This is a genomic window from Sorangium sp. So ce381, from assembly GCF_051473845.1.
Lineage (GTDB): Bacteria > Myxococcota_A > Polyangia > Polyangiales > Polyangiaceae > Sorangium > Sorangium atrum.
Window position 1 is genome coordinate 2,423,130 of the sequence record NZ_CP150336.1, and the last position, 25,947, is coordinate 2,449,076.

18 protein-coding genes are annotated in these 25,947 nt (G+C 72.4%); 10 read left to right on the plus strand and 8 right to left on the minus strand.

Annotated features, from left to right (window positions below; translation table 11 throughout):
- Positions 1 to 80 precede the first annotated feature (80 nt).
- From WMF29_RS09250 to WMF29_RS09260, 3 genes are all read left to right on the plus strand, one after another.
- Positions 81 to 476, plus strand: a complete 396-nt coding sequence (locus WMF29_RS09250) for a response regulator (RefSeq protein WP_437328491.1) — start codon at positions 81 to 83, stop codon at positions 474 to 476.
- A 508-nt stretch (positions 477 to 984) separates the two neighbouring features.
- Positions 985 to 1,341 (plus strand): response regulator, encoded by a 357-nt coding sequence (locus WMF29_RS09255; protein ID WP_044964390.1) that lies wholly within the window; start codon positions 985 to 987, stop codon positions 1,339 to 1,341.
- Positions 1,338 to 1,697: a gamma-glutamylcyclotransferase family protein gene (locus WMF29_RS09260; protein WP_437328492.1), complete on the plus strand. Its 360-nt coding sequence runs from the start codon at positions 1,338 to 1,340 to the stop codon at positions 1,695 to 1,697. The genes WMF29_RS09255 and WMF29_RS09260 overlap by 4 nt, the downstream gene beginning before the upstream one ends.
- 5 nt (positions 1,698 to 1,702) lie before the next feature.
- On the opposite strand, the gene WMF29_RS09265 is transcribed toward WMF29_RS09260, so the two are convergent.
- The 4 genes from WMF29_RS09265 to WMF29_RS09280 form a co-directional block, all read right to left on the minus strand.
- Entirely contained in the window at positions 1,703 to 4,798 is a 3,096-nt protein-coding gene (locus tag WMF29_RS09265) for a CheR family methyltransferase (protein ID WP_437328493.1), read from the minus strand.
- A 155-nt stretch (positions 4,799 to 4,953) separates the two neighbouring features.
- Positions 4,954 to 5,631 carry a hypothetical protein gene (locus tag WMF29_RS09270; RefSeq protein ID WP_437328494.1) on the minus strand — a complete coding sequence of 226 codons (678 nt, stop codon included), beginning with the start codon at positions 5,629 to 5,631 and terminating at the stop codon, positions 4,954 to 4,956.
- A 54-nt stretch (positions 5,632 to 5,685) separates the two neighbouring features.
- Positions 5,686 to 6,069: a hypothetical protein gene (locus WMF29_RS09275; RefSeq protein ID WP_437328495.1), complete on the minus strand. Its 384-nt coding sequence runs from the start codon at positions 6,067 to 6,069 to the stop codon at positions 5,686 to 5,688.
- Positions 6,070 to 6,538: 469 nt separating this feature from the next.
- Positions 6,539 to 7,270: a TetR/AcrR family transcriptional regulator gene (locus WMF29_RS09280; protein ID WP_272101415.1), complete on the minus strand. Its 732-nt coding sequence runs from the start codon at positions 7,268 to 7,270 to the stop codon at positions 6,539 to 6,541.
- A gap of 149 nt (positions 7,271 to 7,419) precedes the next feature.
- Between WMF29_RS09280 and WMF29_RS09285 the strand changes: the two genes are divergently transcribed.
- Complete coding sequence (locus tag WMF29_RS09285) at positions 7,420 to 8,082, plus strand: UdgX family uracil-DNA binding protein (protein WP_437328496.1); 663 nt, start codon at positions 7,420 to 7,422, stop codon at positions 8,080 to 8,082.
- A gap of 58 nt (positions 8,083 to 8,140) precedes the next feature.
- The gene (locus WMF29_RS09290; RefSeq protein ID WP_272101417.1) at positions 8,141 to 10,087 is read left to right on the plus strand and encodes a potassium transporter Kup; all 1,947 of its coding nucleotides are present in this window, start codon (positions 8,141 to 8,143) and stop codon (positions 10,085 to 10,087) included.
- A gap of 132 nt (positions 10,088 to 10,219) precedes the next feature.
- On the opposite strand, the gene WMF29_RS09295 is transcribed toward WMF29_RS09290, so the two are convergent.
- Entirely contained in the window at positions 10,220 to 11,509 is a 1,290-nt protein-coding gene (locus WMF29_RS09295; protein WP_437328497.1) for a citrate synthase family protein, read from the minus strand.
- A 214-nt stretch (positions 11,510 to 11,723) separates the two neighbouring features.
- On the opposite strand from WMF29_RS09295, the gene WMF29_RS09300 reads away from it, so the two are divergent.
- The 4 genes from WMF29_RS09300 (at position 11,724) to WMF29_RS09315 (ending at position 19,074) form a co-directional block, all read left to right on the plus strand.
- Positions 11,724 to 12,872, plus strand: a complete 1,149-nt coding sequence (locus tag WMF29_RS09300; protein ID WP_437328498.1) for a citrate synthase — start codon at positions 11,724 to 11,726, stop codon at positions 12,870 to 12,872.
- A 274-nt stretch (positions 12,873 to 13,146) separates the two neighbouring features.
- Positions 13,147 to 13,947 carry a recombinase A gene (locus WMF29_RS09305; RefSeq protein ID WP_437328499.1) on the plus strand — a complete coding sequence of 267 codons (801 nt, stop codon included), beginning with the start codon at positions 13,147 to 13,149 and terminating at the stop codon, positions 13,945 to 13,947.
- Positions 13,948 to 13,960: 13 nt separating this feature from the next.
- The gene (locus WMF29_RS09310) at positions 13,961 to 15,829 is read left to right on the plus strand and encodes a DinB/UmuC family translesion DNA polymerase (protein WP_437328500.1); all 1,869 of its coding nucleotides are present in this window, start codon (positions 13,961 to 13,963) and stop codon (positions 15,827 to 15,829) included.
- Positions 15,826 to 19,074, plus strand: a complete 3,249-nt coding sequence (locus WMF29_RS09315; protein WP_437328501.1) for an error-prone DNA polymerase — start codon at positions 15,826 to 15,828, stop codon at positions 19,072 to 19,074. The genes WMF29_RS09310 and WMF29_RS09315 overlap by 4 nt, the downstream gene beginning before the upstream one ends.
- A gap of 147 nt (positions 19,075 to 19,221) precedes the next feature.
- Here the strand turns inward: WMF29_RS09315 and WMF29_RS09320 are convergent, their stop codons facing one another.
- The 3 genes from WMF29_RS09320 to smc all read right to left on the minus strand — a co-directional run bounded on the left by WMF29_RS09320 (position 19,222) and on the right by smc (position 25,236).
- A complete protein-coding gene (locus tag WMF29_RS09320) occupies positions 19,222 to 20,871 on the minus strand; it encodes an ATP-binding protein (protein WP_437328502.1) in 1,650 nt (549 codons plus the stop codon).
- A gap of 181 nt (positions 20,872 to 21,052) precedes the next feature.
- The gene (locus WMF29_RS09325; RefSeq protein ID WP_437328503.1) at positions 21,053 to 21,613 is read right to left on the minus strand and encodes a hypothetical protein; all 561 of its coding nucleotides are present in this window, start codon (positions 21,611 to 21,613) and stop codon (positions 21,053 to 21,055) included.
- A gap of 17 nt (positions 21,614 to 21,630) precedes the next feature.
- Positions 21,631 to 25,236: a chromosome segregation protein SMC gene (gene smc / locus WMF29_RS09330; protein WP_437328504.1), complete on the minus strand. Its 3,606-nt coding sequence runs from the start codon at positions 25,234 to 25,236 to the stop codon at positions 21,631 to 21,633.
- 263 nt (positions 25,237 to 25,499) lie between these two features.
- Between smc and WMF29_RS09335 the strand changes: the two genes are divergently transcribed.
- Positions 25,500 to 25,841 (plus strand): FmdB family zinc ribbon protein, encoded by a 342-nt coding sequence (locus WMF29_RS09335; RefSeq protein WP_272101426.1) that lies wholly within the window; start codon positions 25,500 to 25,502, stop codon positions 25,839 to 25,841.
- Positions 25,842 to 25,947 lie beyond the last annotated feature (106 nt).

Here is a 25,947-nt window from a genome sequence, read left to right on the forward strand (position 1 = left end):
AGTCCTCCCCCAGCATGGGGAAGAGAGGGCGCGCTGCCCTGGCGAGCGACCCCCGCTACTGAAGAAAGCCGAGGGGAGCCATGTGTGGCAAGCACGTGATCCTGGTTGCGGAGGACGACGTTGACACTGCGACGATGCTGGAAGAGCTCCTGACCCTGGAAGGGTACGAGGTCGAGCTGACCGCGACCGCGCGCGCGGTGCTCGATGCGCTCGCGGAGCGGCGCTTCCACGCGGTCCTCCTCGATCTGACGATGCCGGGCATGACGACGGACCGATTCGTCTCCGAGATCGAGGGGCTCGGAACGCCTTCGCCCCTCATGATCTTCTCGGCCCGCCTCCCCCACGAGATGCAGGCGATCGCCGAGCGGCTGCATGCGGCCGCGCTCATCCCGAAGCCGGTGGACATCGACGTCCTGCTGGGCACCCTCTCGAAGGTGGTGCTCGGCTCGCTCGGCTCAACAGACATCGACCGTTGACGCTGCCCGTTCGGACCACGCCGCGAGCGCCTCGGGCCGTCGTTCCGGCGGACGCCAGGCTGCTGCGCCCCTCGGCGTCGGTGGTAGGATCGCAGCTCATGACGTGCTGGATGGCGACCAAGCCGTGCTGCGCTCACCCTGGCTGGCCGCAGATCGGGTACAGAGCGGCTTCGCCGGAGCGCCACCGTGCTGTAACATCGGGCTCGACCGCCGACGATCGATCCCCGTGATGCGTACGCCCGAACCCGCCTGCCAGAGCTGCCGGGCTCAACCCACGTCGACCTCGCGCCGCCGCATGGCGGCCCGAGCGACGCGGGAGCGGGCTCCGCTCCAAGGCGCGTTTGCGGCGCTGATTGCCGGAGAGAGACGTAGAGAGACCTTCATGCGCCCCCTTCCTCGCAGAACGAGCCCGATCAAGCGGAACCCGAGCAGGGATTCAGGGCTTTCCCTGTTTCGCCGTGACGTCAGGCTTTCGCATAGTGGTTGATGCACCGTGCCTGCCACTCCCTTGAAGAGGATCCTCGTTGTCGATGACGATCCGGATATTCGAGAGACCCTCGCCGAGCTCCTGCAGGAGGAGGGCTACGCCGTCGCGTCGGCGGCGCACGGCGGCGAGGCGCTCAGCGCGCTTAGAACGGATCCGAGACCCGGGCTCATCCTGCTCGATCTCATGATGCCGATCATGGATGGCTGGCAGTTCAGGGCGGAGCAGAAGAAGGATCCGGAGCTCGCCGCGATCCCGGTGGTGATCATCTCGGCGACGGGCCGCGACGAGTTCGTGTCCTCGCTCGGCGCAGCGCAGTTCCTCAAGAAGCCGATCAACCTCGAGCAGCTGCTCGCCGCGGTCGAACAGCACTGCCGGTGACGGCGCGCCTGTTCGTCTACGGCACGCTGATGCGCGGCGAGCGCGCGCACGCGCTGCTCGGGCGCGCGCGTCGCCTTGGGGACGCGCGCACCGCCCCGTCGTTCGAGCTCGCCGATCTCGGCGCCTACCCGGCGCTCGTGCGCGGGGGCTCGGTCGCGGTCCTCGGGGAGCTGTACGAGCCGGACCCGGAGGCGCTGCCCTCGCTCGACCTCTACGAGGGCTGCCCCGACGTCTTCAGGCGTGAGCCGATCGAGCTCCACGGGGGCGCGCTCTGCGAGGCCTACCTGATGCCCGCCGGGCAGGCGATGGGGTGGCCTCGGATCGCCTCCGGGGACTGGCGGACACGGCGGCGATGAGCGCGTCAGCCGGGGCCGGGGCGGCGCGCTGGCCGCACCCTGGATGGAGCGGCCGGGTCGATCTCGGGCGCCGTCCTGTCCTCGACGACGAGCAGCAGGGCCGGGAGCTCGCCCTCGTCGGCCTGGAGCCGGAAGGCTGAGAACGAGAGCGTCCTGCGGCCGGCGTGCGCGAGCACGGCCTCGAGGCGGAAGTCGACGAGCGCGGCGCGGCGGTGGAGCACGTCCCGGAGCTGCTGCTCCAGCTGAGGGGTGTTCCATCCGGCATCGATGGCCGAGAGCGATCGTCCCTCGATGTCGCCGAGAGGGACCATGAACTGCTCGCAGTAGCGCCGGGTGACCGCCCGGATCCGGAGCTCCCCGTCGAGCAGGAGGAACGGATGGCGCAGCACCTCGAAGACGGCGGAGAGGCCGCCGCGCGCGCCCGCGAGCTCGCGCGCGGCGCTCCTCGGCGCCTCGCTCTCCAGCCAGCAGATCACCGCGCCGTCGACCTCGTCGTCGGTGGTCCGGGAGGGGCGCGCCCGCATGAGATAGCAGCGCCCGTCGCGGTCCTCGACGTGCCGTTCGACGGTGCTCCTCTTGCCGAGCACCTCGGCGACGACGGGCGCGATGTCGGCCACGCTCCTCGACTTCACCTCGAGGATGGATCTGCCCACGTCGCTCGCGGCGAGGCCGAGCAGCTTGTCGGCGGCGCCGGCGACGCGGCGGATCCGCAGGTCCGCGTCGACCATCAGCATCGGGATGTTCATGTCGCCGAGGTGCTTGCGCAGCTCGTCGTTGGCGAGGCCGAGCGCGACGTTGCTGCTGCGGAGCTCCTCGTTGATGGTCGTGAGCTCCTGGTTCGCCGACTGGAGCTCGTCGTGGGCGCCCTCGAGCGCGTCGTTCACCCTCTGCAGCTCGTCGTTGCTCGCGAGGAGCTCGTCGTTCGTGCACAGGAGCTCTTCGTTCGTCGCCTCGAGCTCATCGATGAGCGACTGGAGGTACTCCCTCGTGGTCACGAGCTCCCTGCGGAGCTGGACGATCTCCAGATCCTTCTGGGCGTCGCTCGGGGCCGGGTCGCTGCCCGGCCGGTCCAGCCTCGCGGCGCCCGACTCGGAGAAGGTGACGAGGAAGCAGCGCCCTTGCGGGAGCCGCACCTTGAGCGGCCAGACCTCGACGTCGACGTACCGGATCTTCTCGTCCTGCCTGACCTTGATCTGCTCCCTGCGGGCCATCGCCCCCGAGTTCATCGACGCGTCGATGGCGGCCCGGATGCCGAGGACGAGCCCCTCTCGGGCCATCTTGAAGAGGTGCAGGCTAGCGTCGCCCGGTGACGGCTCGAGGTAGGGCCCCGTCTTGCCCCGGAACTGGACGATCTGCATCTCCTCGTCCACGACCACGCCGGCGGGGGCATAGCGCGCCATGACGATGGCGTCGGCCTCCCTGCGCACCGCCTCCATGCCGAGCCCCTCGGGCTCCCGCGGCCCCTCCGTCGCCAGGGCGACCACCGGCGCGCCGGGCAGAGCGGGCGCGGCGAGGGCGAGCGAGTGGGCCGCCTCCGGCGCGGCGCGCTTGCAGAAGATCCTGTGGGTCCTGTCCACGACCCCGAACAGATCGGGCGTCGTGGTGAGGCTCTCGGACGAGCCGAGGAGCAGGAACCCCGTGGGCTTGAGGGCCTGGTGGAACGTCTGCAGCAGCCGGCGCTGCAGGCTCGGCTCCAGGTAGATCATCAGGTTGCGGCAGCTGGTGAGATCGAGCTTCAACAGGGGCGGGTCGGCCGCGGCGTTGTGGCGCGAGAAGATGCACAGATCGCGGACCGATTTGTTGACCTGAAAGCCGCCTTGTACCCTGACGAAGAAGCGGCGCAGCCGGCTGGGCGAGACGTCCATCGAGATGCTCTCGATGTAGATCCCGGACCGCGCCTGCTGGATGGCGGCCTCGCTCAGGTCGGTGCCGAAGATCTGGATGGCATGATCGGTCGCGTCGGCTTCGAGGAATTCGAGCAACGAGATCGCGAGAGAGTAGACCTCCTCGCCCGTCGAGCAGCCCGGCACCCAGATGCGAACAGGGGAGTCCTGCGGCCTGCTGTGCATGAGCACCGGGAACACGTGGGTCTTCAGCGCGGCGAAGGCGCCCGGATCGCGGAAGAACGTGGTGACCTTGATGAGGAGGTCTTGGTAGAGATCCTCGATCTCGCCGGGGTGCGCTTTCAAGTGCTCCAGGTAATCCTGGAGGGTGGCGAGCCTGTGGAGCGTCATTCGCCGCTGGATGCGCCTCCGCAGCGTGCTCTTCTTGTACTGGCTGAAGTCGACGCCCACCGCGGCGTGAAGCAGCCTCAGGAGCTTGCTGAGATCGGGGTCCATTCCGAGGGGCGCACCCTGCCTGAGCCATGGAGCGAGCACGTGCCCGGGGCGACCCATCCGCACGAGCTCCGCCGCGATCTCCTCGACGCTCAGGACGAAGTCGACGCCTCCGGCCGCGATGGCGCTCCGCGGGAGCGCCGGCCGCTCGGCGCCGCGCGGGTTCTCCGCGAAGGTGACCCCGCCCTCGGCCTTCACGTCCTTCAGCCCCAGCGCGCCGTCGCTCCCGGCGCCGGACAGCACGACGGCCACGGCGCCCGACCCCAGCTCGCCCGCGAGCGAGCGCAGGAAGAGATCACCTGGGCCCGGGCCGCCCTCGCCCCGCGGCGCGAGGTCGACGCGGAGCCCCGCCAGCGTCGCCTGCGCCTCCGGGGGCAGGACCTGGACACGACCAGGCGCGAGCTTCATCCCCGATCGGAGCTCGGCCACAGGGAGAGGGCTGCTCTGCGCCACGAGCTCGAGGAGGGGGAGCTCCCCTGGATCTGCGCTGTAGATCAGGACGAGAGAGAGGCTCGTATCTCTGCTGGGCAACCGCCGGAGGAGCTCCGCGATCGCGCCGCGCCCGCCGGCCGAAGCGACGACACAGACTACGGGAAAGCGCAGCTCGCCCTCGGGGCGCGGCTCGACCGCTGCGGCGCTCTCGCCGGCGCCCTGGAGCGGGACCGGCGCCCGCCCCGGCGCGGACGCCCTGCCGGCCTGGGGCGCGGCGTCGCTCTGGCCCGGTGCCCCGAGTTGCGTCCGGCGTGACTTCTTCTGTTCGGGCATTGTCGGCTTGAACGGTTGGGCGCTCTCTCACGCGTCTCGCTATGGCGAGAGCCTGACAGGGACTAAGCCAGGGTTCCGGTGGGCGGTCGGTCAACGATGGCTGTCGTCGTCCATGTCGCGCATGGGACACGGCGCCTCACGGTCATCTCACCATATCAGCGCGCCCCTTCCAGGCGCTTCAGGAGTTGCTCGAGCCGCTCGATGATGTGTGCGGATCGATCGGATACCATTCGGGCAGAATCGTTGAGCCTCCTCAGGGTCATCTCATCCATCCTCCCGCCGGGCTGGAGCCTGGTCAGGGCCTCCAGCGCGGCGTCGTGGCGCGCTCGGGCGACCTGGGCTGCCGCGATCGCGCGGCGCAGGCGTGCGCGCGGCGGCTCCGGGTTCTCGACCCCGGAGCATCTCCTCTCCGGTGGAACGTGCCGGGCTTCGCCGTCGGATCGCCCCAGGTGATCGGGGGGCGCCGCGAGCGGCGGCGCCGGCGCCTCGAGCGCCGCGAGCAGCGCGGGAGCCTGCGCCCCTCCCAGCGATCGAGCCGCCTCGTTCCCCGCGTCGTGCGTGCGCTCCGTACGCTTGCCATCGGTCGGAAGGCGCATGTCGACGCTGATCTGCCGAGCCTCCCCGGCCTCTCCGGCGTCCTCCCACCCCCGTTCGTCGACGATCTGCCTCGTCGCGTCGTTGACGAGAAAGACCTGATCGGCGTCGTGGAACCGCTCTGCCCGGAAGGACCGCAGCTGGAACCGCGCCGTCTCGAGCGAGCGGATGTGCCTCATGAGCGCGAGCCGCCTGCCCCGGAAGCGAACGTAGATGCTGTAGCTGGTCTGGGGCGCCATCTCTATCGCCTCGTGGGCCCGGTCGCGTTCTCGGCGTGCGTCCTGCTCGCGGTCTCACGCCCCCGGTACCGCCGTCAAAAGCACCAGCGTCCCGGCGGTCTGCTCGGCCGTTCTGCAGGCGGTGCGCACGAGCTGCCACTCTTCCTTCACGAGCTCCGCCATGAGCGATCTGTCCTGACACAGGGCTTTGCTCAGCGACTCCTCGGCGTCTTCGCCGAAGGAGAGCACGCGTATCGCGATGGCGAGCGCAAAGTCCTTGGTCAGCCGGACGCGCAGGTCGACGTCCGGCGTGGAGACGTGGAGCGCGTGCTCGGCGAGGGCGACCTCGATCCTCTCTGCAATCGACGTTGCGGTGTCCGCACGCCATTGGATCGATCGGCAGGTCTGCCGGAGCAGCTCGTGGATTAACCGTCCATCACGACCCGTCTGTATGCCCATTCCGCCCCCCTCGACAGTTCCGTTCCTCTGCGGAGAGCCGTCCAGAGAGTGCCCGTGACCGGCCAGAGCGCGCGACGGTCAGCCTGGCGCGATTGAACGGCAGGACCGCTCTCCAAGGCTGCGCTCTTCCCGAGTTGCCTGAACGGTTCCCCTCCGGCCCCCCGATCCACCCCCTCACTGTCCTGCCGAAAATCCCGTTGACTGCTAGCTGTAGCTCAGCTGCTGCCCGACCGACCGCTAGGGCGATGTGGAATCGTTCGTCAGGGATTCCCTGTAAGCTGTCCTGGTACCGCCGGGTTTCCGGCCATTTCATTCAGGCAAAGCCCTACGGCTGGCGGCGGACTGGATCCTGTTTCCAAGGCTCCTGCTCTATCGGCGGTTCCGACGGCTCCAACGTTTCCGATGGAGGCGGAGTGCGCCGACGACCGCGGGAGCGCGGTGCGCGGTGCCCCCTCGTCAGCCAGGTCACCTAGGTCGTCTTCGCCTTGGAGCGCCGGCGCTCGCTGCTCGACGCCGAGGCAGGCGCCGGATCGGCGGTCTGCCGCGCGCTGCGCGGGGGGGCTTCCATGACCGACTGGTCAGCGACGGCGCGCACCTCCGGGGCGAGCAGGCCGTGCGTGAAGAGCTGGAGCACCTGCGCAGCCCAGGCCGCGATGTCTGGCCTGCACGGCGCGTCGATGAGCTTGCGCACCAGGCGATCGAAGGCGCCGGACATGAGCGCGGCGATGACGCTGGGATCCAGATCGCGCCGGTAGAGGCCGATGTCGATCGCGTACCGGAGGCGGCCCTCCACCTGCCGGGCGACGCGCTGGGCGAACTCGTCGATCAGGTAGGCGTACGGGGTCCCACCGCCGCCCGCCAGCATCATCCTGAGGAGCGCCCGGTTCTGCCAGCAGAACTCGAGCACCTCCATGTCGTGGGCGAGGAGCCGCTTGAAGTACTCATTCACCGACGCTCGCTCGGCCTCGAAGACGACGGGCGGCGGCTCCACGCAGTCGGCGAGGCGCGCGATGAAGGTCTCGACGATCTGCTTGAAGCAGTCGTCCTTGCTCTGGAAGTGCAGGTAGAACGCGCCCTTCGAGACGCCCGCGCGCTCGGTGATGTCCTCGACCCTCGCGGCGGCCAGGCCGCGCTCGGTGAAGGCAGCCTCGGCGGCGCGGAGAAGCTCGATCCTGGCGCGGCGATCGGCGAGGCGGGGCATTCTGACTGGTCGGTCAACGTCGGAGGACCGTGGCACTATGGGAAGGCTGCCGGATGCCGTCAAGACGCTCGTCGGCCGCGCTCCTCGCGACGCGGCGCGTTCGACCGCGCCGCATTGCCCATGGCACGAGCGATGCTGCGGAGGCGGTCATGGCGACCGTGGCGAGACGAAATGCAGCAGGGCGCGGCGTCGGCGAGGCGACGGCGGCGGCGCTCGTCCCCAGCCCTCCCTCGTTGCCGAGCCTGCGCGAGGCCGCCGCGCGGTGCCAGGCGTGTCCGCTCTGGGAGCGGGGGACGCAGACGGTGTTCGGCGAAGGCGCGGCGCGATCGGACGTGCTCCTCGTCGGCGAACAGCCGGGGGACAAGGAGGACCTGGCCGGTAAACCGTTCGTGGGCCCAGCGGGGCAGCTGCTCGATCGCGCGCTCGAGGCGGCGGGGATCGAGCGGCGCCGGGCGTACGTGACCAACGTGGTGAAGCACTTCAAGTGGGAGCCGCGCGGCAAGCGCCGCATCCACATGAAGCCGGACGCGCGCGAGATCCGCGCGTGCCTGCCGTGGCTCGCCGCGGAGATCGCGGTGGTGCAGCCGGCGATCGTGGTATGCCTCGGCGCGACGGCGGCGCAGGCGCTGCTCGGCGGCTCGTTCCGGGTCACGCGCGAGCGCGGCAGGATCGTCGCCTCGCCGCTCGCGCCGCGCGTGCTGGCGACCGTGCACCCCGCGTCGATCCTCCGCATGCCGGACGAAGCGACGAGGCGAGCCGAGCTCTCCCGCTTCATCGAAGATCTCACCGTGGCGGCGCGCGCGCTCGGCTGAGCCGTCGCGCTCCGCCTCCTCGCGAGGCGCGCTCTCGATGGAGTAGGATCCGCCCCCGATGACGATGAGCCCACGACCGGTCCCTGCCGCAGAGCGCCCCGCGCCCTCTCCGATGGCCGAGCGCGCCCACATGGGGAGCTCGAAGAAGATGTGGCCGCTGATGCTGGCCGCGCTCGGGGTCGTCTACGGCGACATCGGGACGAGCCCGCTCTACGCGATGAAGGAGTGCTTCAGCCGCAGCAGCCCGCACCACGTCGCTCCGACGCCCGAGAACGTGCTCGGGGTGCTCTCGCTGATGTTCTGGTCGTTGATGATGGTGGTGACCATCAAGTACGTGACGTTCATCACGCGGGCCGACAACGAGGGCGCGGGCGGCATCCTCGCGCTGCTCGCGCTCGTCCCGAGCGGCGATCGCAAGGGCGACGGCCGCGGCCTCCTCGTGCTCCTCGTCCTCTTCGGCGCGGCGCTACTTTATGGCGACGGCGTGATCACGCCCGCGATCTCGGTGCTCTCGGCCGTGGAGGGCCTCGAGGTCGCGATCCCGAAGCTGGACCCTTCCGTCGTGCCGGTCATCACCTGCGGCGTGCTGCTCGCCGTGTTCCTCGTGCAGAAGCGCGGCACGGCCGGGGTCGGGTCGATCTTCGGGCCCGTGACGCTCGTGTGGTTTGTCACGCTCGTCCTCCTCGGGGCCAAGGAGATCATCGGCAGCCCCGGAGTGCTCCGGGCCGTCTCACCGACCTACGCGGTGAGCTTCTTTGTCGAGAATCAACTGCATGGCTTCCTGATCCTCGGCGCGGTCGTCCTCTGCATCACGGGCGGCGAGGCGCTGTACGCCGACATGGGGCATTTCGGCCGCGTGCCGATCAAGTACACCTGGTACACGATCGTCTGGCCCGGGCTGCTCATCAATTACTTCGGCCAGGGCGCCAAGCTCCTCGCGGACCCCACCGCGGCGGCGAACCCGTTCTATGCGCTGGTCCCGTCGTGGGCGCTCTACCCCACGGTGGCGATCGCCACCGCGGCGACGGTCGTCGCGTCCCAGGCGCTCATCTCCGGGGCCTTCTCGCTGACCCAGCAGGCGGTGCAGCTCGGGTATTTCCCGCGCGTCACGGTGGTCCACACGTCGAAGGACGAGGCGGGGCAGATCTACATCCCCGAGGTGAACAGCGGGCTCCTGATCTCGTGCATCGTGCTGGTTCTCACGTTCAAGAACTCGAGCGCGCTCGCGGCTGCCTACGGCATCGCCGTCACGGGGACGATGGGGATCACCACGGTGGTCTATTACGTGGTCACCCGGAAGACGTGGGGTTGGCCGGTCTGGAAATCGCTCCCGCTCGCCGGGCTCTTCCTGGTGATCGATCTCGCGTTCTTCGCGGCGAACAGCGCCAAGTTCTTCCACGGGGGCTGGGTGCCCATCGTGATGGGCGCGGCGATCTTCACGGTGATGACGACCTGGAAGACGGGGCGCAAGCACCTCGCAGCGGCGATCAAGTCGGCGATCTTGCCGCTCGACATGTTCCTCGAGGACGTGAAGCGCGTGAAGCCGCACCGGGTGCGCGGGACGGCGGTCTTCATGGCGTCGAGCCCGGAGGGCACGCCGCCGATCCTGCTGCACCACGTGAAGCACAACCAGGTGCTGCACGAGCAGGTGGTGCTCCTCTCGATCCAGGTGACGAACGTGCCGGAGGTGCCGGCGGAGCGGCGCACGACGGTGATCCCGCGGGGCGAGGGGATCTACCAGGTCACGGCGTGTTACGGCTTCATGCAGACGCCGAACGCGCCGTCGGTGCTCGAGGGGTGCAAGCGGCACGGGCTCGACATCGATCTCGGGAGGACGAGCTACTACCTCGGCAGGGAGACGCTGCTGACGACCGGGCGCTCGAAGATGTCCCGGTGGCGCAAGGGGCTGTTCGCCTTCATCTCGCGGAACGCGCGGCCGGCGACGGCGTACTTCGGTCTGCCGCCGAACCGCGTGGTCGAGCTCGGAATGCAGGTCGATTTTTGACGGCGGGGGCACGCGCCCCCGCCGCCCCGCCGAGCGAAGCTCGTCGGGGCCCCACCACCCCGCGAACCACGCTTCTCGTCTTGCGCGCAGTGCCGCTTCGGACCTGACGTCGATGGCGTCAGGAGGCTGCGATCAGGGCCCCGTGTACCGGGCGCGCGGCCGGAGCATGTACCCCGCCTCGCGCTGCTCGAACGCGTGGGCGATCCAGCCGGCGGCGCGCCCCACCGCGAAGAGCGCCGCCGCCGTGCCGGCCGGCAGGCCGAGCGCGGCCGCGATCGCGACGAGGCCCAGGTCGAGCGACGGCGGATCGAGGCCGGCGTCGCGCAGCGCGTCGACGAGCGCGAGCACCGTGCGCAAGGCCGTGCTCTGCGGGGCGAGCGCGCGGGCCGTGTCGAGCAGCAGCTGGGCGCGGGGGTCGCCCTCGGGGTAGAGCCTGTGCCCGACGCCTGCGATGGGCTCGCCGCGGCGCAGCCGCTCGTGGACCGCGGCGGCGGCGCGCTCGGGCCGGCCCGCCTCGGCGACCAGGGCCTCCACCCGGTCGGTCATGCCGCCGTGCCTCGGGCCGGAGAGCGCGGCGAGCCCCGCGCTGACGCAGGCGTAGAGGTCGGCGCCGGTGGACGCGGCCACCCGGACCGCGAACGTCGAGGCGTTCAGCTCGTGATCGGCCGAGACCAGGAGCGCCCGGTTCACGGCGCGCTCGGCCTTCTTCGAGGCGTTCGCGCCGAGGGCGATGAGCAGCCGCCGCGCGGCCCCGTCGGCGTCGAGGGCGTCGGCCGCCCTGCGCGCGTCCCGCCCGAGGCCCACGAGCGCCGCGAGCGATCGCACGAGGGCCCGCGCCCGTGTGCGCTCCGCGTCGCCCGTGGGGATGCGCCCGTCGCCCGAGGGGGCGCCCACGTGGCGGGTCGGGTCGTGCGCGCCGAGCGCGGGCACCACGAGCGCGAGCGCGACGAACGGCGGCGCGCCTTCCGGCAGGAGCGCCGCGAGCTTGGCCGGGCGGACGCTCAGCCGGCCTGGCCGCGCCGCCGGCGCGCCCTCCGCCGGCAGCTCGCCCGTCCAGAGCAGCTCGGCGACCGCCTCGAAGGGCACGTCGTCGAGCGCCAGCGCGACCGCCTCCTTGCCCCGGTAGACGGGCCCGCGCGGGCCGATCGCGGTGAGCGCCGACTCGAGCACCGGCTCGCCCCACCGGAGCGCCTCGGCGGCGACAGGGCCGTGGCCGGCGCGCGCGTCGTGCCGCGCCTTGAGCCGCTCGATGTCCGCCCGGAGGTAGAGCCGCGCGCGCCCTCGCCCGCCGGGCACCCCCCGGAGCACGCCCCGGCTCGCGTACGCGTAGAGCGTCTCCCGCTTCACGCCGAGCAGCTCCGCCGCCTCGGCGCCGGTCACGTACGCCGACGGCCGTTGCCCGGAGTCAGGTAGATCCACCATGAGCGCCCATCAACGTCGCATCCATCCTGTCTTCCGATGCACGAGGCGCCGGCGTCGCGCGCGCCGGCGACACCCCTCCCTCCTAGCACCGCCCTCCTCGGCTTCCTCCGGGATTCTTCCTCGACGCGCTTCGAGGCCGTGCATGGTTGATTGTACAATCAAGGTTGATCAACCTCGTGCGGTGCCCAAGATGTCGTCAGCGGAGGTGATCGGAATGAGGGATGTGGCGGCGCCGCTCGCGAGCGGCCTGGAAGGCGTGGTGGTGGCGGAGACGCGGCTCTCGGAGGTGGACGGAGAGCGGGGGAGGCTCACCCTCGCGGGCCACGACGTCGAGGAGCTCGCCGGCGGCGGCGGGGTGACCTTCGAGGACGTGTGCGGGCTGCTCTGGGGCGGCGCGCTGCCCGGGGCGGCGGAGCGGGAGTCGCTCCGGCGAGCGATCGCCGAGGGGCGGACGAGGGCCTTCGCGCTGCTCGGGCGGCTCGGGGACGCGCTCCAGGCCAGCGACGGGATGGATGCGCTCCGCGCCGCGGTCGCGCACCTCTCGGCCGACGTCCCGCCCGCGGCGATCGCCGGGGCGGTCGCGACGTTCGCGGCGGCGTGGGCGCGGCGCTGCGCGGGGGAGGCGCCGGTCGCGCCCGATCCGGCGCTCCGGCTCTCCGCCGACTACCTGCGCATGGCGCGGGGGGCTGCGGCGAGCGAGGCCGAGGCGCGCGAGCTCGACACGTACCTCGTGACGGTCTCGGATCACGGCATGAACGCGTCCACCTTCACCGCGCGCGTTGTCACCTCGACGGGGTCGGACGCGATCTCGGCGGTGGTCGCGGCGATCGGCGCGCTGAAGGGGCCGCTCCACGGCGGCGCGCCCGGGCCGGTCCTCGACATGCTGGACGCGGTCGCGGCGAAGGCGGGCGAGGGCGGCGCGCCGCTCCCGGGCTGCGCCGAGCGCTGGATCCAGGCCGAGCTCGCGGCGGGCCGGCGGATCATGGGCATGGGCCACCGGATCTACCGGGTGAGGGATCCGCGGGCGGCGGTGCTCGAGCGGGCGATCGAGCGGCTCGGGCGGACGGCAGGCGGCGCGCAGAGCGCCCGGCTCGCGCTGGCGCGTGAGGTCGAGCGGGCGGCGGAGGCCGCGCTCCGCGCGCGGCACCCGGATCGCCCGCTGCGCGCGAACGTCGAGTTCTACACGGCGGTGCTGCTCGACGCGCTCGGGCTGCCACGCGCGCTCTTCGCGCCGACCTTCGCGGTGGGCAGGGTCGCCGGCTGGTGCGCGCACATCGACGAGCAGCGGCGCGCGGGGCGGCTCATTCGCCCGAGCTCACGCTACATCGGGGGCGTCCCTGCAGCGGCAGCTCCGCCGCATTGAGGCGTCGGGCCCGCCGCGCGCGCGGCGAGGCTGCTGGCAGGAGCGCTGGTCATCGCCGGCCATGAGGTCGACCTGCCCCGGTCGGACTTATTGAAGAGCCCGTGACGGCATTCGCTTCATCCCCGTCGTCCTGCCATCCTATCTGCACAGAAATTGCCGGAGAGGCCGCTCCAGAGCCCTGGGAGGGCGAAAGGAGAACGCCACGGGCGCAGGTAGGACGTTGTTCGTCCTGCAAAGTTGGCAGCCGCGCGGGGGCACTGTTATCGTGTTCAGTATGTCGTCCGCCGCTCTTGCCGCTCCGCTTGCCCGGGACCTCCTGCGCCATACCCTCCCCGAGTTCGAAGCGCGCGCCAAGACGCTCCCGCTCGGCCTTCGGGAAATCAACGACGCGCTCCCGGAAGGGGGGCTGCCGCGCGGGGGGGTGGTGGAGCTCGCCGCGCCGCGGGGGCTGGGGCGGTCGACCTCGCTCGCCCTCTCCGCGTGCGCTTCGGCGCAAGCGGAGGCGCGGCTGCGCGGGACGAGCGCGACGGCGGGGGCGTGGTGCGCGTGGATCGACCCGAGCGGCTCGCTCTTCGCGCCGGCGGTCGCGCGCGCGCAGGTCGATCTGAGCCGGCTGCTCGTGGTGCGGCCCCCGCCGGAGGTGCTCGCGAAGGTCGCGGTCCGGATGGCGATGAGCCGGGCGTTCGCGGTGCTCGTGATCGATGTGGCCGGGGTCCCGGGGGCCTTCGGCCAGGGCGCGGGGAAGGGGGAGCGGAGCGCGCCCGGGGCGGCGCGCCGCGAGGAGGACCTCGCGCGCTGGGTCAACGTGGTGCGCAAGCTCGCCCTGGCGATCGAGGGGAGCGACGGGACGATCCTGCTCCTCACCGATCGCCAGGCGGCGCGGCCGATGCCCTTGCCGGTCGCGATGCGGCTGGAGCTCGAGCAGGTCGCCGAGAACCGGTTGATGGTCCGCGTCGCCAAGGACCGCCGAGGGCGCGTGACCTCGCCGACGCCGGTGGTGCTCGGGGAGCGGCCCGGGGACAGGGCAGAGCGGACGGCGGGCGGCGAGCCGCGGCCCGCGCTGTCGCGGGCGTGAGGGAGGAGAGGCGATGGCGGTGAAGCGCATTGTGGCGATCGTGCTCCCGCAGCTCGCGTGCGAGCTGGTGAAGCAGCGTGGGCCGGTCTCGCCGAGCGGGAAGGCGCCGCTCGCGGTGATCCTCGGGGGCGACGAGGACCGCCGCGCGGCGGCCGCGCCGCGGCCCGAGCGCGAGCCGCAGGCGCCGGCGGCGGTGATCGACGTGGTCGACGACGAGGCGAGGCGGTACGGGGTGAGGCCGGGGCAGAAGGTCGTCGAGGCGGCGGCGCTGGTCGCCCACCTCGCGATCCACCGGGTGACGTTCGCCGAGATCGACGCGGCGCTCGGCCGGGTCGCCGAGGTGGCGCTCGGGCTCGGGGCGACGGCGGCGATCCAGCTCGGCGAGCAGGGCGCCCCGCGCGCCGGCGCGTCGCGGGCGAGCCGCGCTCCCGAGCGCGCCGCGAGCGAGGCGAGGAGCCCCTGGGGCGACGGCCCGTACGACACGGTGTGGCTCGACATCACCGGGGCGTCGCACCTCGTCGGCGGCGAGGAGGCGCTGCTCGGCGAGCTCGGCGAGCGCGTCGCGGCGCTCGGCCACCGGGCGCGGCTCGCGATCGCCGACGGGCCGCGGCTCGCGCAGGCGCTCGCGCGCTTCGGCGCGCACGCGGACGGCGGGGGAGGGGCGGAGGCCCCGATCGCGCCGCCGGGCAAGGGGGCGCAGGCGATCGGGCCCTTGCCGGTGCAGGCGCTCCCGGTCGAGCGCGAGGTGGCGAGCTTCCTCGTCCGGCTCGGCGTGCTCCGCGTCGAGGATCTCGCGCGCCTGCCGCGGGCGCAGGTGGCGGCGCGGCTGGGGCCGCGGACGGCCGACGTGATGGAGCTCCTCGCCGGGCGCGATCCCGTGCCGCTCCTGCCGTTCGAGGTGCCCCGGCTGCTCGAGGAGGAGGTGCTCTTCGACGAGCCGATCGAGAGCGCCGAGTCGCTCCTGTTCGTGCTGCGCGGCATGACGTCGCGGATCGCTTCGCGGCTCGCCGCGCGCGGGGAGGCGTGCGGGCGGCTCAACGTGGCGATCGCCTACGATCGCTCGATCGCGCGGCTCCGCCTCGGCGAGCGCGAGGACGACGTCGCCGCCGCGGCGCTCCTGGAAGACGACGGGCGCGGCCCTTCGCTGCGCTTCCACGTCGACATGCCGGTGCCCCTCTCGGACGCGGGCGATCTGCTCCGCCCGCTGAAGGCGAAGCTCGAGCGGATCGAGCTCGCGGCGCCCGCGGTGGGGGTCCACGTCATCGCCTCGCGCATCGCGCGGGCTCGTCGGGTGCAGCTCGATCTGTCGCGTGACCGGTCGGTCGATCCCGACAGCCTGCCGGCGCTCCTGGCCGAGCTCTCGGCGGAGATCGGCCAGGAGCGGGTGGGCATCCTGGAGATCGCCGACGCGCACCGCCCCGAGGCGCGCTCGCGGCTCGTGCCGGCCTCCGGCGAGGCGGCCATGACGCGCGCGTCCGCCGCGGCCCGCGCGCGCGCCGCGGCGGATCGGGGCGCGGCGGAGCAGGCGGAGGGCGCGGACGCGCCGGCGCTCGAGCCCGCGCGGCTCCTCGCGCAGCCGATCCCGCTCGGCCGGGTGGGGCGCGGGGCGATCGTGGCCGTCGATCGGCACCTCTACGCGATCGAGCGGCTCTCCTTCGTGATGCGGATCGACGCGGTGGAGTGGTGGACGCCCACGCCGGCGTCGCGCGATTACGCGCGCGCCTGGCTCGTCTCGGGCTCTCCGTCCGGCAAGGCCGCCCCGGCGCGCCTCGGCGAGCTGCGCCCTCCTCGAGACGGTGCGAGCGCGAGCTCCTGCGGCGAAGCGTGGATCTACGTCGACCGCGCGACGGGCGAGGCCTTCCTGCAGGGGTGGTGCGAGTGAGCGCCGGCGCGTCGGTCCCGTTCGTGGAGCTCTGCGGCCGCTCCTGCTTCTCTTTCCTGGAGGGCGCCTCGCACCCCGAGGAGCTCGTGCACCGCGCCAAGGAGCTCGGCCTCGAGGGGATCGCGCTCTGCGATCGCGACGGGATCTACGGCAGCGTGCGGGCGCACACGGCGGCGAAGAAGGTCGAGCAGCGGGTGATCGTCGGGGCCGAGCTGACGCTGGGCGCGCCGCGCGGGGGCGCCGAGCGCGCGCCGGAGGTCCGGCCGTCGGTGGTCCTCCTGGTCGAGGACAGCGAGGGGTACGCGAACCTCTGCCGCCTGCTCACGATCGCGCACGCCGAGTGCGAGAAGGGGATGGCGAGCATCTCGGCGGAGGCGATCGCGGCGGCGCAGCGGGGCCTCTCGGCGATCGTGCCGCTCGACCCTCTCGTGCCCGCGGGCGTCTCCGGCGCGCTCATCGGCACGCTGCGCGACGCGTTCGGCGAGCGCGCGCTCGTCGCGACCTGGAAGCACCTCGACCGCCGCGACGGCGAGCGCGTCGCGGCGGCCCTCGCGGCGGAGCGCCGCTACGGCCCCTGCGTGGTGGCGACGGCGCGCCCGCTCTATCATCACCCGTCGCGCAAGCCGCTCGCGGACGTGCTCGCGTGCATCCGGACCAAGACCACGCTCGATCAAGCGGGGACGCGGATCGCGCCGAACGCGGAGGCGTACGTGCGGTCCGGCGCGCAGATGGCGGCGCTGTTCCGCGATCATCCGGCCTGGATCGCGCGCACGGTGGAGGTCGCGTCCCGCTGCCGCTTCTCGCTGTCCGAGCTCCGCTACAGCTTCCCGAGCGACGCCCTCTGCATGCCGGGGGAGACGTCGGATCAGGCGCTGCGCCGCCTCACCGAGGAGGGCTGCCGCGACCGTTACCCGGAGGGGACGCCGCCTCCGGTGCGCGCGCAGATCGAGAAGGAGCTCGCGTTGATCGCGAAGCTCGGCGTGGCGCCCTATTTCCTCAGCGTGCAGCAGGTCGTGAAGATCGCGCGCGCGCGGCAGATCCTCTGCCAGGGCCGCGGGAGCGCGGCGAACAGCGCGGTGTGCTTCGTGCTCGGCGTGACGGCGGTGGACCCGGCCCGGTCGAGCCTGCTCTTCGAGCGCTTCCTGTCGGAAGAGCGCCACGAGCCCCCGGACATCGACGTCGATTTCGAGCACGAGCGCCGGGAGGAGGTGATCCAGGCGATCTACGAGATGTACGGGCGCGACCGGGCGGCGATGGTCTCGGAGGTGATCGCCTACCGCGGCAAGAGCGCGCTCCGCGAGGTGGGCAAGGCGTTCGGCTTCTCGGCGGATCAGGTCGATCGGCTGAGCGGCCTCGTGCTCCACCATGAGGCGGACATCACCGAGCAGCGGGTCAGCGAGGCGGGCCTCGATCCGGACGACGTGCGCGTCCGGCAGGCCGTCATGATGGCGAGCGCGCTCGAGGGTTTCCCGCGCCATCTCTCGATCCACGTGGGCGGCTTCGTGCTGTCGTCGGAGCCGCTGCACAAGGTGGCCCCGGTCGAGCCTGCGCGAATGGAGGGCCGCACGGTGATCCCGTGGGACAAGGACGATCTCGACGATCTCGGCTTCTTCAAGATCGACGTCCTGGCGCTCGGCATGCTGACGGCGATCCGCAAGGCGCTCGGTTTGATCCACTCGGACCGGTACGCCGGGCTCGCGGGTCCCTTGGTCGACGCGGCAGGGGCCCCTGCGCCCGCGGGGGCGTTGCTCGACGCGGGCCGAGGCGCCGCGTTCGATCCGATCGCGGCGCTCGCGCAGATCCCGCCAGAGGACCCGGCTGTCTACGAGGCCATCGGCCGGGCCGACACGGTGGGGGTGTTCCAGATCGAGAGCCGCGCGCAGATGGCGATGCTCCCGCGGCTGAAGCCGAGCAAGTTCTACGACCTGGTGATCGAGGTGGCGATCGTGCGCCCCGGGCCCATCCAGGGCGGGATGGTGCACCCCTACCTGCGCCGGCGGACGGGGCAGGAGCCGCCGGTGTCCCCACACCCGTGCCTGGATCCCATCCTGGAGCGCACGCTCGGCGTTCCGCTCTTCCAGGAGCAGGTGATGCAGATCGCGATGGTCGGCGCGGGCTACACGCCGGGCGAGGCCGACCAGCTGCGCCGCGACATGGCGGCGTGGAAGAAGCACGGGCGCCTGGAGCGGCACCGCGGGCGGCTCATCCAGGGCTTCGCCGAGCAGGGGATCTCGGCGAAGTTCGGGGAGATGCTCTACCAGCAGATCCAGGGCTTCGGGGAGTACGGCTTCCCGGAGTCGCACGCGGCGAGCTTCGCGCTCCTCGTGTACGCGTCGGCCTGGCTCAAGGTCCACCACCAGGCGGCGTTCACCTGCGCGCTGCTCAACGCGCAGCCGATGGGGTTCTACAGCCCGTCGGCGCTGGTGCAGGACGCGCAGCGGCACGGCGTGGACGTGCGGCCGGTGTGCGTGGTGCAGAGCGCGTGGGACGCGACCCTCGAGCCCGGCGCCGAGCCCTCGGCGGGCCCGGCGCTGCGGCTCGGCATGCGGCTCGTGAAGGGGCTCGGCGAGGCGGCCGTGGCGGCGATCGTGGCGGCGCGCGAGGAAGCGCCGTTCACGAGCCTCCCGGATCTCGTGAGGCGCACGGAGCTGAAGAAGAACGAGGTGGAGGCGCTCGCAGAAGCGGGCGCGCTCGCCGCGCTGGTGCCTGCCCGGAGAGAGGCGCTCTGGCGCGCGCGCGCCCCCCGCGTGGAGGGGTTGTTCGAGGGCGTTCCGATCGAGCAGGACCGGGACGTCGGGCTCCCTCCGCTCAGGCCGCTGGAGCAGCTCGCGCTGGACTACGGGCGCGTGGGTCTGTCGCTGCACGACCACCCGATGCGGCACGTGCGGCGGGTGCTCAAGCGGCGGCGCGGCGCCGGGCGCGTGCGTACCGCCGAGGAGATCAAGGCCGCGCGCGACGGGGAGAGCGTGCGCGTCGCCGGGATGGTGGTCGGACGCCAGCGGCCGGCGACCGCGAGCGGCGTGACGTTCATGACGCTCGAGGACGAGACCGGCGTGGTCAACGTCATCGTCCAGAGGCAGGTCTTCGCGGAGTACGAGCACGTGGCGAGGAACGCGGCGCTCTTGCTCGTCGCCGGGCGGGTCGAGCGGCAGGGCCAGGTCGTCCACGTCCTCGCGCGCGAGCTCGATCGGCTGGAGCTGCCCAGCGGCGAGGAGATCGCGCTCAAGTCGCGCGACTACCGCTGAGGGCGCGCCGGCGTCGCGCTCCCGGAGCGCAGGGCGATCGGCGGCGCGTGAGGAGAGCACGCGCGCTCGTCAGACGGGCGGCGACGACCTCGTCGACCAGCGCGCTCGTCAGAGGGGCGGCGACGACCTCGTCGACCAGCGCGCTCGTCAGCGGGCGGCGACGACCTCGTCGACCAGCGAGAGCAGCGTCGCCGCGTCGAACGGCTTCAGGAGCAGCCGGGCTTCGACCTGCTGTAGGAACGCCTTGCTGCGCTCCGTGAAGGCGCCGCCGGTCAGGAACACGACACGGCGCTGCTGCTCGGGCGCGTGCTCGGCAAGCGAGGTGTAAAAGTCCATTCCCGTCATGTCGGGCATCATGAGGTCGCACAGGATGGCGTCGTACCGCTCTCCGGCGCGGATCCGGCGGAGCGCGTCGCGCGCGCTCGCTGTCGCGGTCGTCTCGTGCCGCGGCTCGAGCGTCCCCGCGATGGCCCGCGTGAGCAGCGGCTCATCATCGATGATGAGGACCCGTTGCCGCGGCGCCGCCTCCGGCGCGAGCGCGGCGAGGCTGCCGCTCTCGCGCGGCCACCTCGACGCGCCGGGGCCGGGCGCCGCAGAGGCGTGCGCCTCGCTGGCCGCGGCGGCGGGGAGGACGAGGCGGAACGTGCTCCCCTTGCCGTGGCGGCTGTCCACCTCGATCCGACCCCCCAGCGCCGTGACGATGGAGTGGCAGATCGCGAGCCCCAACCCGAGCCCTTCGCCAGCTTCTTTGCTCGTGTAGAACGGCTCGAAGATCCGCCCGAGCGACTCGGGCGCGATCCCGGCGCCCGTGTCGCGCACCTCGACGACGACCGCCCCCTCGGCGTCACAGCGCGTCGAGAGCTCGATCTCGTTCTGCTCGGCGAGCCCCTCGGGGATGGCCTGCGCGGCGTTCATGATGAGGTTCAGGAAGACCTGCGCGAGCCGCGGCTCGTTCGCCTGGACGGGCGGCACCTCCTGGAAGCTCCGGACGACGCGGGCGCGATGCCGGATCTCGTTCATCGCCATGTGGATGCAGGAGTCGAGCACCCGCCGGGGGTCGACCGGCCCGCGGCGGTCCTCCTCGGCGCGCGAGAAGCTGTGGAGATCGCGCACGATGATCCGCACCCGCTCGGCGCCCTCGCGCGCGTCCTCCAGCAGGCTCAGCACGTCGGAGAGCTCGCTCGATGACGCGCGGCCGTCGCCGTGAGAGCGAGCCCAGGGGCCGCCGCGCGCAGCGCTGTTCCGCCGATCGAGCGAGCCGATGCGCCGGATGGCCGCGTCGACGTTCGTGATGACGAAGGCGAGGGGGTTGTTGATCTCGTGGGCGACGCCGGCGGCCAGCGTGCCGACGCTCGCCATGCGACCGGCGCCGACGAGGCGGACCTGCGTCTGCGCGAGCGCCCGGCGCGAGACGGCGTCGCGCGCGGCGCGCTCGCGGACGACGGAGAGCCGCGCCCGGGGGCCCGCGCCGTCGCCGCCCGCGAGCAGGAAATCGCTCGCGCCGGCCGCGAGGATGCCGTCGATGTCCGCGTCGCGCTCGGTGATCGCGAGGACGAACACCGCATCGCCGCCGGGCTGCGCCCGCACGCGGCCGCAGAACGCGGCGGCGCTGGCGGGCTCGCTCCAGTCGACGGCGAGCACCGGCGGCGCCTCGCCGAGGCACCGCTCCAGGGCGTGCGCGGGATCGGAGGTGACGCCGACGTCCGGCACATGGCGTCGGATCAGCGCTTCGAATCGCTCGCTCGCCGCGGCGCACCCGCGGAGGAGCAGGATGGCGGCCGGCTCCGCGCAGCCCATCGACGTCCTCTCAGCTGTCCTTCGAAGACCCGTTTCAGGAGTCCTTCGAAGATCCTTACCGCATCTCCATCCCGGCGTGCAGGCATGGTGATCCGTTCCGCTGCGCCTGCCAGGCACCTCGCCGCGTCGCCGGTCTCCTTCGAGCCGCTCGCCAGCCGCTCGGCTCGTCCGCTTCGCGCGGCTATCGAGGGCTGGCCGTCGCGTCGTCGTCCGGATCGCCGTCGTCGGCGACCCTCGTCGCGTCGTCCGTGAGCGGCGGGTACAGGCTCTCGACGAACTTCTCGGAGAGCCGCCCCGCGAGGTGCGCATCCATCCGCGCCATCGCCTCGCGCAGCCGATCGATCTCGGCCGAGAGCGCTGCCTTGAGCGGCTGGCGCTGCGCCTGTTCCATCCAGGTGAGCTCCACAAGCGCCTCCTCAAGGTGCGCGCGCGCCGCACCAAGGTGCGCGCGCGCCGTGCCGCCCGCCTCGCCCGCGTCGGATTCTCGGACCAGGTACTCCGCGACGCGCACGCGCCCGCGGTGGCGGACCCGCGTCCGCTCGAGGAAATCCCGGTACGGCTTCACCGCCCCGCTGAGCGCCTGCACCGCCGCCGCGAGCGCGCTCGCCTCGCCCTGGAGCGCCTCGCGATCGGCGCCGGAGAGCGCCGGGTTGTGCTCGAGGTGGGCCTCGAGCGTCGCCAGCACCTCGCGGGCCCAGCGGAGGTGCCGGAGCCCCGAGGCGCCGCGCGACAGGCGCTGCACGGCCGCCTCCTCCGCGCTCACGCCACCGCCGCCGCCGGCGTCGCCTCGCGCTCCGGGCGCTTCGCCGTCTCGTTGATCTTCACGCTGACGAGCTTCGAGACGCCGGGCTCCTGCATCGTCACGCCGTAGAGCACGTCGACCGACTGCATCGTGCGCTTGATGTGCGTGATGAGGATGAACTGCGAGTGGCTCGTCATGCTCCGGATCGCCTCGTTGTAGCGGGCCACGTTCGCCTCATCGAGCGGCGCGTCGACCTCGTCGAGGATGCAGAACGGCGACGGCTTGAACTGGAAGATCGCGAAGATGAGCGACACCGCGGTGAGCGCCTTCTCGCCGCCGCTCATGAGCTCGATGTTCCCGAGCTTCTTGCCCGGCGGCTGCGCCAGGATCTCGATCCCCGTCTCCAGCATGTCGTCGGGGTTCGTGAGCCTGAGCTCCGCCTGCCCTCCGCGGAACATCTTGGGGAACAGCGCCTTGAAGCGCGCGTTGATGCCGTCGTACGTCGTCTTGAAGAGCCGCTTCGACTCGCGGTTCATCTGGGCGATCGCCTTCTCGAGGTCGTCGAGCGCCTTCTCGAGATCGGCCTTCTGGCTCGAGTAGTACGTGTACCGCTCCTCGGCCTCGGCGTGCTCGCGCACGGCGTCGAGGTTGACGGGGCCCATGCGGTCGAGCAGCTCCGTCAGCTCCTGGATGCGCGCGCGGTGCGAGGCGTCGGCGGGCGGCCGCTTGTGGTAGTCGCCGACCACGCGGGCGAGCTCCAGCCCGCGGAAGCGCTCGCGCACCCCCTCGATGAGGTGGTCGTGCTCGACCCGCAGCCGCTCGAGCGCGAGCTCGTGCTTGCGGAGCCGCTCCGACACCTCGGCCAGCTCCTGCCGCAGCCCGCGCAGGTCGGCCTCGCGCACCCCGTGCGCCTGCCGCGCCTCGTCCAGCGAGCGCCGCGCCTCGGTCAGCGCGGCCTGCGCCGCGTGCGCCTCCGCGACGGCGCGGACCAGCGCCTCCCGCGCGATCATGATCGTCGCCGCGGCCTTCCCCGCGCCCACGGCGCTCTCCGTCCGCTCCTGGTCGAGCCGGGCGATCCGGCCCCGGAGCTCGTTGCACGACCGCGTGAGCCGCTCGACCGTGCCCCGCGCCGCCGCGGCGCGCTCGCGCACGCGCGCGAGCTTCACCTTGCGCTCGGTCACGACCGACTGCTGCCCGAGCACCCGCTCGCGCCACTCGGCCGCGACCTGCTCGGCGTGCTCGAGGCCGGCCGCCGCCGCCTCGCGCGTCGCTCGCCCCGCCTCGAGCTTGTCGCGGGCCGCTTGCTGCTCGCTCCCGCCGGCGTCGAGGTTGTCGGCGAGGTCCTCGAGCTCGGAGCGCACCACGCCCTCGCGCTTCTGCGCCGCGGCGAGCTGCTCCTCCGCGCGGCGGAGGTCCTTCTCGGCCGTCACGAGGGCGAGCTCTCCCTCGTGCGCCTCGCTCCGCGCCCGCTCCAGCGCCGTCCCCACCTCGGTGATGCGCAGGCGGAGCTTCTGCTGCGCGTCGAGCAGCGCCGTCACCTCCTCCGACTTGGTCGCGACGAACTCGTGCAGCGCGCGCATCTCACGCTTCTGCTCGATCATGCCGGCCGCGACCGCGTCGCCCGAGCCGCCGCTCACCACGCCGTCCTCGCGGAGGACGGTGCCGTCGAGCGTCACGAGCGTGCACCCCGCGCCCTCCGCCGCGAGCCGCGCCGCGACCTCGGCGGAGGCGACGACCACCGCGTCCCCCACGAGCGCGCGCGCCAGCGCCTCGTCCTCGGGCGCGAAGACGAGCCGGTCCACGAGCGGCCCGAGCACGCCCTCCCCGCGAGGGGGCCGCCGCGTCGCGCCGGCCACGAACGAGGGCCGCGCCGCGATCACGCTCGCCCGCCCGCGGTTGTTCTTCGAGAGATCCGCGAGCAGCGCGATCCCGCGCTCGACGTCGCTCACGACCGCGCACTGCAGCCGGTCCCCGAGCAGCCCCGCGAAGGCCGCGGTCAGCTCGGCCGGCGCCTCGATCCGGTCGGCCACGAGCCCGAGCAGCGCCGGGTCCTTGGTCTTGAGGAGGTTCTTCACCCCGGCGCCGACGCCCTCCAGCCGCGCGTGCAGCTCCTCGAGCGCGCGGAGCCGGTTGCGCCGCTGCCCGAGCTCGTTCTTGGCGTGCTCCACGGCGCGGTCGCTCGAGACCGCCTGCTCGCGCAGCGCCTTCATCTCGACGTCGAGCCGCGACCGCTCCTCGGCCGAGAGCCGCTTCCCCTCGGCGAGCTCCGCGACGTTGCGCGTCAGCGACGAGCGCCGCCGCTCGAGCTCCTCGGACTCGTACATCAGCCGCCCGAGCTCGTCCTCGAGCTTCGCCCGCCGCTGGCTCATCTCCGTCATGCGCCGATCGAACCCGGCGAGCGACGCCTCGGCGGCCGCGACCGCCGCGGTGGCCTCGGCGGCCCGCCGGCGCAGGGCGGCGACCTCGTGCTCGGCGGTGCGCTCGCCGTGGCGCAGCTCCTCGAGCCGCTCGTGCTGCTCGAGCGCGAGCTCGCTCTCCCGCGCCTCTTCCTCGTCGACGCCGGCGAGCTGCGCCTCGAGCTGCGCCTTCTCTGCGCTGAGCTCCTCGACCGTCTTCTCGAGCTCCCCCTGCTCCTTGGCCGCGGTGACGAGCCGCTCCTCGAGGTGCCGCAGGCGGTCGCGCGCCCGCGCGATCTCCGCCTCGTGGGTGCGCACCTGGTTGTCGGCCGCGAACGCCTCATTCTGCGCGCGCTCGGCCCGCTCCTCGCAAGCGAGGGCCTCGAGCCGGGTGACCTCGATCTCGGCCTCGCGCGCCGAGAGCGCCGTGCGCGACGCCTGCTCGCGCTCCGCGTGCGCGGCCCTGCCGAGCGACTCGTGCTGCGTGAGCACCGTGAGCTCCAGGAGCTTGTGCGACGCCTCGTGGAGCACGAGGTCCTCCAGCTCCTTGCGGTAGTTGACGTACCGCTCGGCCTTGGCCGCCTGGCGCTTCAAGGACGCGAGGTTCCGCTGGATCTCGGAGACGATGTCCCCCACGCGGAGCAGGTTCTGCCGCGTCTGGTCCATCTTCTGCTCGGCCTGCTTCTTCCTGGCCTTGTATTTCGTGATGCCGGCGGCCTCCTCGATGAGCATCCGCCGGTCCTCGGGGCGCGCCGAGACGATGAGCCCGATCTTGCCCTGCTCGACGATGGAGTAGGCCTTCGTGCCGACGCCGGTGCCGAGGAAGAGGTCGGTCACGTCCTTGAGCCGGACCTGGGTCTTGTTGATGAGGTACTCGCTCGTCCCGTCGCGGAAGAGCCGCCGCGTCACCGCGATCTCCGCGTAGTCCCGGTACTCGAGCGGCAGCTGCGACGCCGCCGTCGGCTCGCTGTTGTCGAAGGTGAGCGTCACCTCGGCCATCCCGTGCTGGGCGCGGGTCTCGGAGCCGTTGAAGATGACGTCCGACATCGACTTGCCGCGCAGGTGCTTCGCGCTCTGCTCGCCGATCGCCCACCGGATGGCGTCGACGATGTTCGACTTGCCGCAGCCGTTGGGACCGACGATGCCCACCACGTCCGTGTCGAAATGGACCACCGTCCGGTCGACGAACGATTTGAACCCGCTGATCTCGAGCTTACGAATGCGCATGACGTCCCTGGGACCGGCCGGGCGGGCTTAAACGTATCGTCACAGCACGCCACGTACCGTCACAACTGGCGTCTCGGGGTCTACGTGGGCTGGCGCCGCGCGGCAAGCTCGGAATCCTGGCTCCGCCCGCGCACCGAGGACCAAGTCTTGCGCATCCCGCGGGTGGTGCGATGTCCACGGCGCAAGGTGTGCTTTTGGCAGCCGCCTTGACAGGTGGCTAACGTGACCATACTCCTCGGGTTGTTCCGAGGAGTAGAAACGTCATGCCGACTTACGAGTACGCCTGCACATCTTGCGCGCATGAATGGGAGGCCGAGCAGTCCATCAAGGAGGCGCCGCTCTCGGAGTGTCCGTCGTGTCACAACGCGACAGCCCGGCGGCAGATCTCGCGCGGCACGGGCTTCATCCTCAAGGGCAGCGGCTGGTACTCCGACCTCTATGCGTCGGGCTCGAACAAGCCGCCCGCGAAGTCGGACGGCGGGTCGGGCAGCTCGTCAGGGTCGGAAGGGGCGAGCTCGGACTCGGGGTCGAGCAGCGCCTCGTCGGCGAGCGGCGGCACCAAGAGCGACTCCAGCGCGTCGTCCGCCTCCTCCGCGGCGGCCTGACGCCAGCTCGGCGAGCAGCGACGGGGGTGTGGCCAGCGCGGCGCAGCGCGCAGCGGCGCCGTCGTGGTGCGCCGGCAGTGCTGCGTGCCCACCGGCGCCGGGCGCG

Excerpts from the sequence above, each read along its gene's own strand:
- WMF29_RS09250 (WP_437328491.1), top strand. The coding sequence starts at position 81 with ATGTGTGGCAAGCACGTGATCCTGGTTGCGGAGGACGACGTTGACACT.
- WMF29_RS09265 (WP_437328493.1), bottom strand. The coding sequence starts at position 4,798 with ATGCCCGAACAGAAGAAGTCACGCCGGACGCAACTCGGGGCACCGGGC.
- WMF29_RS09270 (WP_437328494.1), bottom strand. The coding sequence starts at position 5,631 with ATGGCGCCCCAGACCAGCTACAGCATCTACGTTCGCTTCCGGGGCAGG.
- WMF29_RS09275 (WP_437328495.1), bottom strand. The coding sequence starts at position 6,069 with ATGGGCATACAGACGGGTCGTGATGGACGGTTAATCCACGAGCTGCTC.
- WMF29_RS09280 (WP_272101415.1), bottom strand. The coding sequence starts at position 7,270 with ATGCCCCGCCTCGCCGATCGCCGCGCCAGGATCGAGCTTCTCCGCGCC.
- WMF29_RS09285 (WP_437328496.1), top strand. The coding sequence starts at position 7,420 with ATGGCGACCGTGGCGAGACGAAATGCAGCAGGGCGCGGCGTCGGCGAG.
- WMF29_RS09290 (WP_272101417.1), top strand. The coding sequence starts at position 8,141 with ATGACGATGAGCCCACGACCGGTCCCTGCCGCAGAGCGCCCCGCGCCC.
- WMF29_RS09295 (WP_437328497.1), bottom strand. The coding sequence starts at position 11,509 with ATGGTGGATCTACCTGACTCCGGGCAACGGCCGTCGGCGTACGTGACC.
- WMF29_RS09300 (WP_437328498.1), top strand. The coding sequence starts at position 11,724 with ATGAGGGATGTGGCGGCGCCGCTCGCGAGCGGCCTGGAAGGCGTGGTG.
- WMF29_RS09305 (WP_437328499.1), top strand. The coding sequence starts at position 13,147 with ATGTCGTCCGCCGCTCTTGCCGCTCCGCTTGCCCGGGACCTCCTGCGC.
- WMF29_RS09310 (WP_437328500.1), top strand. The coding sequence starts at position 13,961 with ATGGCGGTGAAGCGCATTGTGGCGATCGTGCTCCCGCAGCTCGCGTGC.
- WMF29_RS09320 (WP_437328502.1), bottom strand. The coding sequence starts at position 20,871 with ATGGGCTGCGCGGAGCCGGCCGCCATCCTGCTCCTCCGCGGGTGCGCC.
- smc (WP_437328504.1), bottom strand. The coding sequence starts at position 25,236 with ATGCGCATTCGTAAGCTCGAGATCAGCGGGTTCAAATCGTTCGTCGAC.
- WMF29_RS09335 (WP_272101426.1), top strand. The coding sequence starts at position 25,500 with ATGCCGACTTACGAGTACGCCTGCACATCTTGCGCGCATGAATGGGAG.